Origin of the sequence: Nocardia sp. CWNU-33, from assembly GCF_046764895.1 — a bacterium.
Lineage (GTDB): Bacteria > Actinomycetota > Actinomycetes > Mycobacteriales > Mycobacteriaceae > Nocardia.
Window position 1 is genome coordinate 1 of the sequence record NZ_JBKOQN010000051.1, and the last position, 14,112, is coordinate 14,112.

Consider the following 14,112-nt stretch of genomic DNA (forward strand, 5'->3'; position numbering starts at 1 on the left):
ACCCTACAACCGGGGGGTATGTAAGGCCGGAACCAATTAAATAATTGGCACTGACATTCATCGACACACTATTGAGTTCTCAAAGAACACACGCACACACCATCGCCCAGATTTACTCTGATTGATCAGTGAGGCACTTGTTCAAGCTTAGCTCAGCGTTGAACCCGAAACAAATCGGGATCTCGGTCGAGCCGGGTGGTCAGGCGCTCCTCGTCCTACCTCGTTTCCCTGGCCTCCGCTCAGCGTTTCCGCTGTGCTTCTCGGCTCCGGGTCGGTGTCCGTGTCGCTCTGACTTGGAGAACATTACGTGACGCTTTGGCGAATATGCAAATCGCCTGATTACCGGGGGTTTTGCGGCATGAACAGCCGATGCGGGCCGAGTTCCCCCGGCCGCGGGCGCATCGCCATCACCGCTTCACCTCCATGGCAACGATCGTGGGGCTCGGATTGATGCCGACATCGGATGGAACGGCGCCTGCATCGATTCGAATAGCCGGCTGCGCGGTTCCGTTCGACCCTGCCCGCAACCGCCCGAGCACGAACTGCGCCCAACGATCCCGCCCTGTGGGTGTTGCGGGTCCTTAGATCAAGGCGAGCAGGTTTCCGCCATCTCTTTGTGTGTCATTGGTGAAGTGGATGTGCTCGTCCAGAAAGGTGCTCGCCGAGAGCTCGGCCTCGATACAGCGGCCGCCGATGCCCGCGACCCCGAGGCGCCCGCCCGAAATTCCTGCGGCGGACCGCCTCTCCACCGTCGGAACGCCCGAATGAAGAACGCCGGTTCGGCATAGCCGAGTTGCGCTGCGACCTGCTCGGTGGTCATGCCGGTGTGGGTGAGCAGCGCCTCCGACATCATCTGCCGCACCTCGTCGACCAGCACACGGAACGACGTCCCCTCCTCGCACAATCGGCCCGAGAGCGTGCGCGGACTCATGGACAGTCCGGTGGCGACCGCGAGTTGGTCGGGAATTTCGCCGGGGTTGCGGACCATCAGGTCAGGCACCGAGCCTGCGACGCCGGTCCACGCGCGGCAAGTCGTGAGCAGATCGCGACACAGCTGCTCGCAGGTGACTCGGGCCCAGCCGTTGGCCTGCGGCAGCGGAATATCGAGGTAAGCGCAGTCGAACGCCAGTTCCTTGACCTCCGCGCGGAATTCCGGCTCGAGCTCGAAAACCGCGCGGTGACGAGTGGTGTCCGCGGGCGCCGCATGTCGAAAACGGACGCTGCTCATCGGGATTGCGACCGAGAACATGTCCTGACCGAAGGTGTGGATGCCGGTCATGATGCGCTCGGTGCGGAAGGCGCGTAGATCCTCGGGGATCGCCGAGTCGTCGAAACGCAGCCGCGCCTGCTCGCCGACCTCGGTGAAGGTGAGTTGACCGAAGGCAAACGCGAGGTCGACGTACCGCAGCGCCACATCCATCGCGTCACGCAGTGTTCGACTGCTGATCAGCGCGAGCCCCGACGCGCCGTGCAACGACAGGTGATACCGGCGACCCGCCTCGACGCCGAGTCCCGGCTCGTCACCGAAGTGGGCGAGCAGGTTGAGTAATACCGCAGCTCTGTGCGCGCGGAAATCTCGGCACTGGGGTCGAGCACCGCTGCGGGAAGCAGCGACGTTCGGTCCAGGCACTTCGCGGCGGTCCTGCCACGCTCGTCCGCCCATTGCATGAGGACATGCACTCGCGAGGTGCTGCGGAGTAGATCCCCATCGAACACGTGAACTGCATCCTCATCGAACGGGTTCTGTCCCAGTTGGCGACATGTAGCAATCCGAATCCGCCGGCGCCGGCGATTGACCGAGATCTTGTCTCAGACGGAAGACCTCAACTGTGTTATACAGTGTGAACAACAGTGTCGACTCGGATCTGGAGGACTCATGACGGTCGAGGAAGCAACGCCACCGGAATTCGAGGTGGCGGTGATCGGGGCCGGTCCCGGCGGCATCGCGGCAGGCGTCAAGCTGCGCAAGGCCGGCATCGATAACTTCGTCATCCTCGAACGCGCCGACGACGTCGGTGGCAGCTGGCACGAGAACCACTACCCGGGCATCGGCGTCGACATCCCGGCCATTGCCTATCAGTACTCGTTCGCCCGCAATGCGCGCTGGAGTCGTTTCTTTCCGCTCGGTGCAGAGGTGAAGGCCTATCATGCCGAGGTCGCGCGGCGGTTCGGGCTCTACTCGCACGTGCGATTCCATACCAACGTCGCACGCGAGGAGTGGGACGACGCGGGCAACTACTGGAAGCTGCATACCGAGAGCGGTTCCGTCGTCACCGCACGTTTCGTGATCAGTGCCGTCGGCGCGTTCGTCCGACCCAAGGACGACGCGGGCATCCCGGGCCAGCAGTCGTTCGAGGGCAAGATCCAGCGACCCGCCGACTGGGACGACGAGTACGACCTCACCGGAAAGCGGGTCGGCGTGATCGGCACCGGAGCCAGTGCGGTGCAGATCATTCCGGCCATCGCACCCGAGGTGGCCCGGCTGGAGGTCTTCCAGCGCACCCCGGTGTGGTCGGTGCCCAAGCCCGATTTCCAGGTGCCCGCCGCCGTGCAACGCCTGCTCGGCATTCCCGGACTGCAGGCAGGGCTGCACGGAAGCGCGCTCGTCCTGGTCGATCTGGTGCTGCGCGGGGTCGTCAAAGCGCCGACGGGTCTTGCGCGCCCCGCGATGGACAGGTTCGACGCCGCCTGCATCGCCGGTTACCGGAAGTATTTGGACCGGGTCGTGAAGGATCCCGTCACCCGCGCGGGACTGACACCAGACTTCGGCGTCCTGGCCAAGCGGCCGACGATGTCCAACAGCTATCTGAAGGCCTACAACCGAGACAATGTCGCCCTGGTGACCGACCCGATCGACGCGATCACCACAACGGGCATCCGGACCCGCGACGGCAACCTGCACGAATTCGATGTGATCGTGCTCGCCACCGGCTACGAGGTGTTCTCCGATCCAGAGACCTACCGACCGGGAACGGTGGTGGGCCGCAATGGCTTCGACCTCGCGAGGTTCTACAACGAGGAAGGTCTGCAGGCGTATCAGAGCGTGTCGGTGCCCAGGCTGCCGAACCGTTGGACGCTGTGCGGCCCCTATTCGTGGACCGGCAGTGGCTGGCACGCCTTCGTCGAAATGACCGCCGACCACGCGGTGCGCGCCATCACCGAGGCGGGCACCCGGCAGGCCACGGTGGTGGAGGTCCGCAAGGAGGCCGCCGACGCCTACCACCGTGCGATCTACCGGCAGGGCGAATCGCTGCGGTACTACCTCACCGATCTGAACGGGCATGTGCCGACCTACTACCGGAATTCCCACGGTGACACCACCTATGTGCGGCCGTCGGGATTCTTCGAGGCGCGCCGGGGTAACCGGAAGTTTCCGCTGGACGATTACCGGTACGAGACACCGCAATCGACATCGGCCGGTGGCGGCGTGCGCCGCGCCGCCGACTCCAGGGCCGGTGCGTAATCCATCGGCCACCGCGCTGCCGAGGTCGCACGGGCCGGACGGCCCGCCACAGTTCGTCCGGCCTGTGCCCGCTGCCGTGGGGACCTGGGAGAATCCCAGCGTGAAGAACCCGACGATCGTCGACGAGATCACCGACGAGCTCGCCTATCGGATCGCCGCGGGCGTCTACCCACCCGGCGAGCTGCTGCCATCGGTGCGTCAGGTGGCCGCGGAGTTCGGTATCAGCACACCGACCGCGAACAGCGCGCTCGGCAGGCTGGCCGCCCTCGGGTTCGTGGAGGCCCGCCGCGGACTCGGCAATATCGTTCGCGACATCTACCTCTACGGCGGGATCGATACCGCGCACTACATTTTCCGGCACTCCAGGCAGCTGCCCGAGCGCGCCGCCAAGATCTTCGCCGACATCATCGATGTCGATCATCTATTGCTCATGCAGACCATCCGCACCGTGTCCACGGACCCGCGCCGCTACGACCTGACCGCACTGGCGCGCGCGGTGGACCGGTTCGAGCTGCTCGTCAGCGCCGGGCGGGCAGGAGTCAGCGAGATCATGGAGGCCGAGCTGCACGTGTTGCGCGTCGGCTTCGCCGCGGTCGGACAGAGCGCGTTTCTCAACCTGTTCAATTCCGTCGGCGACATCCTCATCGCCACACCCGAAGCGGGTGCGGCCTTCTACGAACCGCTGGAACCCGAGGGTCATGTGCGGGTTGCCCGGCAACTGCTCGCACTGTGGCAGTCGGATGCCACGGTCGAGGACGCGGCGATCGACATGGTCGACACCCTGATCCGGGCGTATCACGATCAGGTCATCGAACATTTTCGGCAACTCGTCACGGCTGCTGCCGCCGCGCAGCCACGAGCCGAGGTGTCCACAGTGACGCCGTGACCTCACGGCTGGCTCCCGAAGTTCCTGGGCGGCAGCCGGTGAGAACGACTGATCCGGCGTCAGGACTCCTGAAAGAGCACCAAATCGAACTGCGCGAGAATCCGGTCGACGTCGAACCGGTCGGGTTCGTCGAGAACAAGCCGCGCAGCGGTCTGGATCAATCCTTGGATCAGCTGCACCAGCACATCGACGTCGACCTCGTCGGCGTCCGGCCGGCCGGTCAGCCAGGCGCCGAGCACTCGATGCAGCGGGCCCCGCGGTTGGTCGTGCGCCTGCACGACGCGTTCCCGCAGGGTCGAGGGCACGCCGCTGAGAGGGAAGTAGACCAGCCGCCAGGTCTCCGGCATGGCCCGCACCTCGGCCAGGAATCGAACGAGCGCTGCCGCCAGCACATCCCGGGGGTCGGCGCCCGACCTGATCGAACCGTCGACCTCCGACATCGCCCGCACGACAGCCTCCTGCATCCGGGTGGTCTCCCGCTCGACCAGATCGGCGAGTAGTTCGTCGCGGCTCCCGAACGAGTCGTACACCACCGGCCGGGTCACCCCACCCCGCTCCGCCACTGCCGCGACACTGACATCGGCGAATCCGCTCTCGGCAACGATATTCAGCGCGACGTCGAGCAGCTGTTCACGTCGATCCGCGGGTTGCAGGCGCTTGGCATAGCGCCGGCGTGCCGGCGGGCCGGCCGCCCGCTTCACTTGTGCCACCGCACTATCCCTTCTCGATTCCGGTGCCAGCGACCATCCGGCGAGCCATCCAGCGCATGGTCTTGGACAACGCCGCATGCTTGTCGCGTCCGCCCTCGGACACGATGATCCGAGCCGCCGTCTCACTCACACTGATGGAGGCATGACTCATCATCTCGGTGTCGAGTTCCCGATCGGCCAGTGCCGCGATCACGGCGAACAGCAACTCGCTGCGAGCCCGAATCGCATTGCGCCCCTGCGTGACCCGCTCGTGCATTGCGGGCGGCAGACCATCGCCCGGCATCAGGACGAACTGCCAGGTTTCCGGTGCGGCGAGCACCTGATCGAGAAAGATATCGACGGCGTCCGTTCCGAGGACGGCCACGTCGATAGTCGACAGATCGGCGTCTTCGGCAAGTTCCGGTGTCGCGGCGGCCGCCATGGCCAGCACCCGTTCCTCCTCACGAGCCAACAGCGCCGCGAACAACTCGTCGCGGTCACCGAACTCGGCATAGAGGGCGGGCCGGGTGACACCTGCCGCACGCGCGACGGCATGCATGCTCGCGCTCGCGTACCCCGCCCGCACGATGAGTCCCCGTGCCGCGTCGAGGATGCCCTCGCGTCGGGTTGTCATCAGCTCACCCCGTGTCGTCGGTTGCCGTTGCCTCGCGATCGTGGCCAGTGGACCGTCGCGCCAGTGTACGCGGCATGTTTGCCCGGTATTCCTGCATCGAGAAGTCGGCGCGATCGGTGTAGCACCACAACGACATACGAGATCTTGCGACGACGCGGACGGTTATCGAACTTACCTGGTTGCGCCCCGGTCCAGGGGCGAAATTGATACCGTTGTATTCACTACTCCGCAGTGTTAGCGTCGTCGCGAACAGTGCATGGCATCGATCACATTCGGGGTACGTCGTGAGCACGCTCATAGTCGTCGGTGATCGCTCTGATACGAGCTGTCGGAAACCGTCAACACTGTGACGCGTGACGTCATGGGCACCGTCGCCCGCGAAACCTAGCGTTGGGGAAGGCCTCCGGATCGCCGCGGCTGCGGTCCACGGCGGGGGTCGATGGAGGACTATCGATGGAATCCGAAGCGCCGATTGCACTGAAGGGCGGGCCGACGGCAGCACGGATCGCGCGTAAGAACGTCACCGACACGACACTGTCGAGTCTGCGGACGTTCGGGCGGGTGGTCGACCTGGGACTGGAGTCGACGCGGGGCGCGGCCTCCGACATCATCGCGCGGCGATTCCAGTGGTCCGAAATGCTGCGTCAGGCTTGGTATCTGGTCACCGTCACCGCGATCCCTGCCGTGCTGATGGCGGTGCCGTTCGGTGTCGTGGTTTCCGTGCAGGTAGGCAATCTGATCCATCAGTTGGGCGCCGACTCGCTGATCGGCGCGGCTGGTGGCCTCGGGGTGATCCAGCAGGGTGCCCCGATCGCAACGGGCCTGTTGCTCGGCGGCGCGGGTGCTTCGGCGATTGCCGCCGATCTCGGCGCGCGTACGGTCCGCGAGGAGATCGATGCGTTGCGGACAATGGGCATCAATCCCGCACACCGACTGGTGATTCCGCGTGTCTCGGCGATGCTGCTCGTCGCGCCGCTGCTGAACATCCTGATCATCTTCGTCGGCATCGTCGCCGGTTACGCGGTCGCGATCGGCGCGCAGAACGTCACCCCTGGCAGCTACTGGGCGACCTTCGGCTCCTTCACGGTGCTCACCGACGTGTGGATTTCGCTGCTGAAGTCGATACTGTTCGGGTTCATCGTCGTCATCGTGGCCTGCCAACGCGGTCTGGAGGCCAGCGGCGGACCGCGCGGCGTCGCCGACGGCGTCAATGCGGCCGTCGTGCTGTCGGTGGCATCGATCATCGTGGTGAACTTGGTGATCACCCAGGTCGTCGCGATGTTCCTGCCGCTGCGGGTGGCATAATGACTGCTACTCCCTACGTACCCAAGGGCTTTCGCTCGGTCAGCCGCCTCGTGCGCAACCGCGGCCGGGTGTTGACGCCGTTGGAAAATGCCGGGTTCGCGCTCGGCTTCGTATTGCAGACGCTGGCCGCGATTCCGCTGACGCTACGCCGCTATCGCGCCGAGACCATGCGCACCATCACCGATATGACGTGGGGCCGCGGCTCGGTCATCGTCGGTGGCGGCACGGTGCCCATGCTGGTGGTGCTCGGGATCGCGATGGGCGCCGGTGTCGGCATCCAGTCGTTCTCCACGCTCGATCTGATCGGCCTCGGCCCGGTCACCGGTGTGGTGTCCGCGTTCGCGAATACCCGTGAGCTGGCGCCGATTGCGGCCGCGGTTGGGTTCGCGGCCCAGGCCGGCTGCCGGATGACAGCCGAGATCGGGTCTATGCGCATCGCCGAGGAGATCGATGCGATCGAATCCCTTGGACTGCACTCGATTCCGTTTGTGGTGACCACCCGGGTCATCGCAGGCGCGATCGCGATCGTGCCGACGTTCCTCATCGCCCTGATTCTGAGCTACCTGGCCTGCGACACTGTGGTGGTATTGCTGCACGGCCAGGCGGGCGGGGTCTACGACCACTATTTCTTCCAGTTCACCAGCGGCTACGACGTGCTCGGCGCGGTGATCAAGATCCTGATGTTCGGCATCGCGGTCATCCTGATCCATTGCTACTACGGGTTTTTTGCCTCCGGCGGCCCGGAAGGCGTCGGTATCGCCTCGGGCCGGGCAGTGCGCGCGAGCTTCGTCGCGATCATCGCGCTGGATATGTTGCTGACCCTGCAGCTGTGGGGCGTCAACTCCTCGATCGAATTCCAGGGGTGAGCCGAATGCCGAATTACGGATTGCCCGGGGTCACCATGGGGCGGCGCAGTTCTCAGGTGCTCGGTGCGGCCGCGCTGGCTGCGACCGTCGCGGTGGCAGCGGCTTGGACCGGGTACCACAACGCCCCCGACGACACGCGCATGCAGATCCAGCTACGCACCGAGCACATCGGCGAAGGCGTCATCGAGGGCACCTCGGTGCGCCTGGACGGCGTGGACGTCGGCAAGATCACCGACATCGCGAGCATCGGCACTGGCCGCCAGCTGATCACCCTGGACCTGGACCGATCCCAAACGGCCGGTCTCACCGAAGATCTCGCGATCGACTACGCACCGCAGAATCTCTTCGGCATCAGCACCGTCGCGCTGAAACGGGCCGAGGGCGGCGCGCCGCTACGGCCAGGAGCGGTCATCGATCTTGCGGGCGCCAACGCGCACCGCGTGGCCGACGCGACCATGGGCCGACTGCTGCGGGCACTCACCGAGACCTCCACCGAGGTCTTCACTCCCGAATTCGCCGAGATGCTCCGGACATTCAGCGGTGACCTGCAGGCCTTAACTCCGATGCTGGAAGCCGTCGTCATGCTGAGCCGGGCGGTCGCCGACACTCAGCGGTACCCTTCCTCGTTCCTGATCGACCAATTCGCGAGGTTCTACGACGGATTGGGGTCGTTCACCTCGGCCACTTTCAAACTCCTGAAAGCCGTGCTGGACATCGAGGTGCTCCAGAACGACCGGCAAAAATTCGATGCGACCATCGGCATGCTCGTCGACGACGCGTTCCCGGACATCGGCGCCATCGGAGATGTTGCCAGACAACATTTCTCGGGCTACGCCGACCTGCTCGCGCCCCTCGTCGCCGCCATCGCCGCGACGGTGCCGCACCCGGCGCGGTCGCATGCCGAACTCACCGAACTGATCGACCGACTCGACCGCATATTCGCCGACACCCCGAACGGTCCGACCCTCAACGCATCGGTCACCCTGCGCAGTGTCCCCGGACTCGCGGTGCCGCTGCTCGGTCAGGCCGGATTCGCCGCGCCGGGAGGGACGCGATGACACCGACGTCGACCTTCTCGATCGCGTGGAAGCTCGGTCTGTTCGCCGCGGCGATGATCACCCTGCTCGCCATGATCGCGGCGGCCATTATTCGGCCCATCGGCGGCGATACCGACAGCTACCGAGCCGATTTCACCGATGCCAGCGGCTTGAAGACCGGTGATGATGTCCGCATGTTCGGGGTCGCAGTCGGCAAGGTTGCGGAAATCTCGCTGGTGCAGAGCCGCGCGCGGGTCGAATTCACGGTGCACAGCGACCGGCCCCTCTACGACGCGAGTTCCCTTGCCATCCGGTACCAGTCACTGACCGGACAGCGCTACATCGACATTCGCCAGCCCGAGCATCCGACCCCGAAGCAGGCATCGGCCGGCATCATCGGGACCGATCGCACCATCGGATCCTTCGACGTCACCCAGCTTTTCAACGGACTGCAACCGGTCCTGCAGGAGTTCTCTCCCGGTGCGCTCAACCAGTTCACCGAGAGCGTGCTCGCGGTGATCGAGGGCAATGGTTCGGGGATCGGGCCCGCCCTCGACGCGATCGAAAAGCTCAGCGCCTACGTGACCGATCGGCAGACGGTGATCTCCACCATCGTGGCGAACCTCGAGTCGATCTCCACCACGATCGGCGGCAAGTCACCCCATCTGATCACCCTGCTGCACGGGTTGACCGACGTGTTCACCGCCTTTCAGGAGAAGCTCGACGGCCTGATCGACTTTGCGAGCGTCGCACCGTCCGCGCTGAGCCCGCTCAACAGCCTGCTTGCCACCCTGGGTTTCACCGAGACGACCAACCCACATCTCGAACGCGACCTGCGCCTGCTGTTTCCGGACCCGGACACCGCGTTGGACCAGCTCGGCAAGTTACCCGGCCTGCTGCAGTCGCTGTCGACGCTGGTGCCCGCCAGCGGGTCCGCGGTCCATGTCGACCTCACCTGCTCGAAAGGCAATGCCGAGGTGCCGTCCGTGGTCGCGGTGTTGATCGCTGGGCAAAGGATTGCGATATGCAAGAACTGACCATCGGGCTGCCCGGGCGTCGAGGCCACGACCGGCACGAGGCCACCAAGAATCGCCGCGAACTGCGCCTCGGGGTGATCGGCGCGATTCTGATCGTTATCGCGCTCGCTGCGACCGCCGTCCTCTATGTGTTGCCGCTGGGGAAGAGCACCTACACCGCGTACCTGTCGGAGGCACAGTCGATCCGGGTGGGCAATCAGATACGGGTCGCAGGGATTTCGGTCGGCACGGTTTCCTCGCTGGAGCTGCAGCCGGACCGGGTGCGGATGACCTTCACCGTGAATCGGGATGTCTTCATCGGGGACGCAACCACTTTGGAGATCAGGATGCTCACGGTCGTCGGCGGCCACTACGTCGCCATGATTCCCGCCGGGACGACGCCGCTGGGCAGCAAGCCGATTCCACCCGAACGGGTTACATTGCCCTACAGCCTGGTTCGGACGCTCCAGGATGCCGCGAAACCGGTGGCCGAGGTGAACGGCAGCACGCTGCGCGAGAACCTGGCTGCAGCGCAGACCTCCCTCGACCGGAGTCCCGACGGGCTGCGCCGGATGGGCGCCGCCATGCAGTCGTTCGTGACGATCCTCGACAAACAGAACGCCGAGGTGTCGCGGGCGCTGATCGTCACCGACGAGTTCCTGACCGCGATCAACGGCAACCGGTCGCTGGTGGGACAGTTCGTCCGCAAGATCGGCCTGCTCGAGGTGCAAGGCCTCGACAAAAAGGCCGAGATCACCGAAGCGTTGCGGATCGCCGCTGAATTGTTGTCCAGGATCGCGGCATTGGAACCGTCTTGGCGCGAACAACTTCAGCCGATGGTCGACAAGCTCACGGCGACGCTGCCCGCGTTGCGTGAGCTCGTCGGGAAACTCGACGGCGTGCTCGGCACCCTGCGCACCGCCCACGACCGGCTGCAGACCGCGGTGACACCACAGGACGGCATCGTCGTCGACCAGTCCGCGGACACGATATCCGCACCGGCCGTCTGCGTCCCGGTGCCGGGAAAGGGGTGCTGATCGTGCAGCGCCTGCTCGCCTCGCCGGGTTTCGTCACCTTGATCGGCGGCGTCCTCGTTGCAATCCTCTCCGTTGCAGGCTATTTTGTCGCTTTCCGTCCGCTGGACAAGACCATCGGCTACTGCGCGATCCTGCCCGATGCCGTCGGCCTCTACCCCGGCAACCACGTGACCATGCTCGGCATGCCGGTCGGTACCGTGACGGCGCTCTCGCCCGACGGCGCCGGCGTCCGTGTCGAATTCGAGGTGGACGCCGATCACCCGCTCACCGGGCAGGTCATCGCGACAACGGTCGCCGACACTCTCGTCGCCGATCGCAATCTCGCGGTGCTCGGCGAACCCGGTGCACCCGATTGGAACCGAAACACCTGCGTGACAAGGACATTCACGCCGAAGAGCATGACAGAAACCCTGGCGGCCTTCTCGGCGTTGGCCGACCAGCTCGGCGGCAACGGCGACCCCGCGGAGCACAGCCGGATCCGTGACACTGTCACCGCCTTCCAGCGTGCCACCTCCGGGACAGGGCCGAAGATGAATGCCCTGATCCAGGATCTCGGCACCGCACTGCGCGCACCGGATGCCGCCATCGGCCATATCGGTGCGCTGCTCGACGCGCTCGGCGAACTCTCGACCAGCATCTCGGTCAATTGGCAGGACATCAAGACGACGCTGCTGAATGCCGGGCCCGGCATCGCCTTCGTCAACGAGGTCTGGCAACAGGTCATCCAGATCGTCGACTCACTCCTGGTCGACTTTCCGATGTTCAACGACATCGCCCGCAAGTACGGCCGCGAAATACTCGGCGGCGTCGATGATCTGGCCCCATACCTGCGGCTGCTCGGCGCGGGCGTCGGATCACTGAAACAGGTTATCGATATGATCCCGGCCCTGGTCGGGGCATTCCAGCACGCGATCAACCCGAATACCGGCAAGGTCCGGCTCACCTACGTCGCACCGAAAGTCGCTCTGCCACAAGCGGATGCCGATCAGATCTGCGCTGCGGTCAACACGGTGGCACCCGGCCGATGCAAGACATCGGACAACGGCCTTGCCGGTGTCGACCTGGCCGCAATCGTGCTCGGATCGGTGGGTGCCCGATGAAAAGGCGGACAGTGGTGCGGCGCACCGGATCCTGGCTTGCCAGCACGCTCACGGCGGGGATGCTGGTCAGCGGCTGCGGTTTCGATCCCTCGTCGGTGCCGGTGCCGGGCGCATCCGTGTCCGGCCCGACCTATCAGGTCCGGATCGAGTTCGCGAACGCACTGAACCTGCCCAAGCAGGCCAAGGTGGTGGCCAATGGCGCGCAGATCGGCACACTGAGCACCGTGACCGTCGTCGATCCTTCGACACAGCATCCCGGACGCATCGACGCGATCGTCGAGATCTCCGAGTCGGCGCGGCTGCCGACCACCACCACCGCGCAGCTGCGGCAGAACACCATCCTCGGTGACATCTACATCGGACTCACCACTCCCCCGACAGATTTCGCCGAGACTCTGCCGCCGGGCGGCACGATTCCGCTACCGCAGACCCGCCCCGCACTGCAGATCGAGGACCTGATGGCAGGCATGTCGACCTTCATCGGCGGCGGTGCGCTGCACAGCGTGCAGGAGATCATCAACCGGAGCAATGCCGTGCTGCCGGAGCGACCAGCAGACACGGCCCGGATATTCGAGACGCTCGGCCGCGACACCCAGGACGTGGCCGACAATCTGGACAGTGTCGGCCGATTCCTCGACGCCATCCAGCAGGATGTGACGGCGGTGCAGGACAATAGGGAAGAGCTCGACGTCCTGCTGTCCGAACGCGGCGCGCGTGACATCCCGGCCTTCGCGAATTCCCTGGTGCTGACCCTCGGCGTTGTCGGCGCCCTCGGCATCGTCGGGCACGCGGTGGCCTGGCTCGGCCCCCTCCTGCAGGCGGGTGACGCCGCGGCCGAGGCCTTCGTGCCGATGCTGCTGGCCGCCAACCCACTCGACCTGTTCGCGCCCGCCAATCTGAATCGGCTGGTGGCCTTGCTGCGCGACAAGGTCATCCCGTTCGTCGAACGCGGGCCGACGGTGAACCTGACCCGCATCGCGGCGGAGACCGGTGCGGCAAGCCCCATGTCCACCGACGACCAGGTCGATCGGATCGTCGCCACGCTGCGGATGATCGGAGCGGTCCGGTGAAGCTCTCCTCGGTCAAATCTGGCTCGATGGCATCCCTGGGCACTATCGCCGCGATCCTCCTTGTCGGCAGCACCTACCTTTCCCTCGGGGTGGTGCGGGTCGGTTGGCTGAACGAGTACACCGAGGCGACCATGGTGCTGACCGATTCCGGCGGTCTGCTGCCGCGCTCCAAGGTGCTGCTGTCGGGCATCGAGGTCGGCACGGTGACCTCGGTGTCGCACACCGGGACCACGGTTTCGGTGCAGTTCCGCGTCGACGACAGATACCGAATTCCGAGCTCGAGCATGGCCCGCATCGAAACACTGTCCGGACTCGGCGAACCGTATCTCGACTTCCGCCCCGCCAGCGGTGACGGACCATACCTGCGCGACGGACAGATCGTGGATGCCGCCGAGGTCACGATGCCGATCTCGATCCCGGAGGTAGCACAGACCGCCACCCGGCTGCTCAACCAGCTGGATCCGCAGGCGATGGCCGCCATCATCCAGACCTTCACCGAGGGGCTGGCGGGCACCGAAACGGTCATCCCGCAACTGTCCCGCGCGACCGACCTGCTGGCCGCGACACTGCTGGTTCGCTCTGATGTCATCCGCGAGATGCTCATAGCGTTCCAAGCCAACGCGAACGATATGGCGTGGTCGGGGCCCGCGCTGACCGATGCCTCTGGACCATGGGCCGCCTTCGGTCCTCGGGTCAGCGAGGTGGCCGCCGCGATCGCGCGGGTCATCCGAAAGGGCAACGTCCCAGCCGATTACGTCATCGACACCCCGGAGACCGTCGGACTCGTCCCGTTCCTACGTCAGCTGGCCGAACGGATCAATGCCATCGGACCGGACCTGGCGACGATGATCCCGATGCTGCAACCGCTGATCCCGCTCGCGACGAATGCGGTGCGGCCACTCGACATCGGCAGCCTCATCACCCAGGCGCTCGATACCACCAGCCCCGACGGGACGCTGAATCTTCAACTCACCGTCAAATAGCGCCAACGCAGTCCGACAACCGATCA

At 65.4% G+C, this 14,112-nt stretch carries 13 protein-coding genes; 10 read left to right on the forward strand and 3 right to left on the reverse strand.

The features are described from left to right. Window positions 1-586: 586 nt before the first annotated feature. Window positions 587-1,663: an AraC family transcriptional regulator gene (locus ACLMAL_RS36295; protein WP_412003193.1), complete on the reverse strand. Its 1,077-nt coding sequence runs from the start codon at window positions 1,661-1,663 to the stop codon at window positions 587-589. Between the two features lie 213 nt (window positions 1,664-1,876). Between ACLMAL_RS36295 and ACLMAL_RS36300 the strand changes: the two genes are divergently transcribed. Beyond that, window positions 1,877-3,463 (forward strand): flavin-containing monooxygenase, encoded by a 1,587-nt coding sequence (locus tag ACLMAL_RS36300; protein ID WP_412003194.1) that lies wholly within the window; start codon window positions 1,877-1,879, stop codon window positions 3,461-3,463. 100 nt (window positions 3,464-3,563) lie between these two features. After that, window positions 3,564-4,349 (forward strand): GntR family transcriptional regulator, encoded by a 786-nt coding sequence (locus ACLMAL_RS36305; protein WP_412003195.1) that lies wholly within the window; start codon window positions 3,564-3,566, stop codon window positions 4,347-4,349. Window positions 4,350-4,408: 59 nt separating this feature from the next. On the opposite strand, the gene ACLMAL_RS36310 is transcribed toward ACLMAL_RS36305, so the two are convergent. Next, window positions 4,409-5,059 (reverse strand): TetR/AcrR family transcriptional regulator, encoded by a 651-nt coding sequence (locus ACLMAL_RS36310; RefSeq protein WP_412003196.1) that lies wholly within the window; start codon window positions 5,057-5,059, stop codon window positions 4,409-4,411. A gap of 4 nt (window positions 5,060-5,063) precedes the next feature. Then, window positions 5,064-5,672: a TetR/AcrR family transcriptional regulator gene (locus tag ACLMAL_RS36315; protein ID WP_412003197.1), complete on the reverse strand. Its 609-nt coding sequence runs from the start codon at window positions 5,670-5,672 to the stop codon at window positions 5,064-5,066. Between the two features lie 453 nt (window positions 5,673-6,125). Here ACLMAL_RS36315 and ACLMAL_RS36320 point away from each other — a divergent pair, with 453 nt between their 5' ends. Genes ACLMAL_RS36320 through ACLMAL_RS36355 form a run of 8 tightly spaced genes read left to right on the forward strand, consistent with a single transcriptional unit; the run spans window position 6,126 to window position 14,086 of the window. Then, entirely contained in the window at window positions 6,126-6,977 is an 852-nt protein-coding gene (locus ACLMAL_RS36320) for an MlaE family ABC transporter permease (protein ID WP_412003198.1), read from the forward strand. Further along, window positions 6,977-7,843 carry an ABC transporter permease gene (locus ACLMAL_RS36325; RefSeq protein WP_412003199.1) on the forward strand — a complete coding sequence of 289 codons (867 nt, stop codon included), beginning with the start codon at window positions 6,977-6,979 and terminating at the stop codon, window positions 7,841-7,843. Before ACLMAL_RS36320 ends, ACLMAL_RS36325 begins: the two co-directional genes overlap by 1 nt. 5 nt (window positions 7,844-7,848) lie before the next feature. Beyond that, entirely contained in the window at window positions 7,849-8,901 is a 1,053-nt protein-coding gene (locus tag ACLMAL_RS36330; RefSeq protein WP_412003200.1) for an MlaD family protein, read from the forward strand. After that, window positions 8,898-9,917 (forward strand): MlaD family protein, encoded by a 1,020-nt coding sequence (locus tag ACLMAL_RS36335; RefSeq protein ID WP_412003201.1) that lies wholly within the window; start codon window positions 8,898-8,900, stop codon window positions 9,915-9,917. The genes ACLMAL_RS36330 and ACLMAL_RS36335 overlap by 4 nt, the downstream gene beginning before the upstream one ends. Beyond that, window positions 9,905-10,933 (forward strand): MlaD family protein, encoded by a 1,029-nt coding sequence (locus ACLMAL_RS36340; protein WP_412003202.1) that lies wholly within the window; start codon window positions 9,905-9,907, stop codon window positions 10,931-10,933. Before ACLMAL_RS36335 ends, ACLMAL_RS36340 begins: the two co-directional genes overlap by 13 nt. 2 nt (window positions 10,934-10,935) lie before the next feature. After that, the gene (locus ACLMAL_RS36345) at window positions 10,936-12,033 is read left to right on the forward strand and encodes an MlaD family protein (RefSeq protein ID WP_412003203.1); all 1,098 of its coding nucleotides are present in this window, start codon (window positions 10,936-10,938) and stop codon (window positions 12,031-12,033) included. Continuing rightward, the gene (locus tag ACLMAL_RS36350) at window positions 12,030-13,103 is read left to right on the forward strand and encodes an MlaD family protein (protein WP_412003204.1); all 1,074 of its coding nucleotides are present in this window, start codon (window positions 12,030-12,032) and stop codon (window positions 13,101-13,103) included. The genes ACLMAL_RS36345 and ACLMAL_RS36350 overlap by 4 nt, the downstream gene beginning before the upstream one ends. A gap of 26 nt (window positions 13,104-13,129) precedes the next feature. After that, complete coding sequence (locus tag ACLMAL_RS36355) at window positions 13,130-14,086, forward strand: MlaD family protein (RefSeq protein WP_412003205.1); 957 nt, start codon at window positions 13,130-13,132, stop codon at window positions 14,084-14,086. Window positions 14,087-14,112: the final 26 nt, after the last annotated feature.

Excerpts from the sequence above, each read along its gene's own strand:
- ACLMAL_RS36315 (WP_412003197.1), bottom strand. The coding sequence starts at position 5,672 with ATGACAACCCGACGCGAGGGCATCCTCGACGCGGCACGGGGACTCATC.
- ACLMAL_RS36350 (WP_412003204.1), top strand. The coding sequence starts at position 12,030 with ATGAAAAGGCGGACAGTGGTGCGGCGCACCGGATCCTGGCTTGCCAGC.
- ACLMAL_RS36295 (WP_412003193.1), bottom strand. The coding sequence starts at position 1,663 with ATGGGCGGACGAGCGTGGCAGGACCGCCGCGAAGTGCCTGGACCGAAC.
- ACLMAL_RS36325 (WP_412003199.1), top strand. The coding sequence starts at position 6,977 with ATGACTGCTACTCCCTACGTACCCAAGGGCTTTCGCTCGGTCAGCCGC.
- ACLMAL_RS36355 (WP_412003205.1), top strand. The coding sequence starts at position 13,130 with ATGGCATCCCTGGGCACTATCGCCGCGATCCTCCTTGTCGGCAGCACC.
- ACLMAL_RS36330 (WP_412003200.1), top strand. The coding sequence starts at position 7,849 with ATGCCGAATTACGGATTGCCCGGGGTCACCATGGGGCGGCGCAGTTCT.
- ACLMAL_RS36320 (WP_412003198.1), top strand. The coding sequence starts at position 6,126 with ATGGAATCCGAAGCGCCGATTGCACTGAAGGGCGGGCCGACGGCAGCA.
- ACLMAL_RS36340 (WP_412003202.1), top strand. The coding sequence starts at position 9,905 with ATGCAAGAACTGACCATCGGGCTGCCCGGGCGTCGAGGCCACGACCGG.
- ACLMAL_RS36335 (WP_412003201.1), top strand. The coding sequence starts at position 8,898 with ATGACACCGACGTCGACCTTCTCGATCGCGTGGAAGCTCGGTCTGTTC.
- ACLMAL_RS36300 (WP_412003194.1), top strand. The coding sequence starts at position 1,877 with ATGACGGTCGAGGAAGCAACGCCACCGGAATTCGAGGTGGCGGTGATC.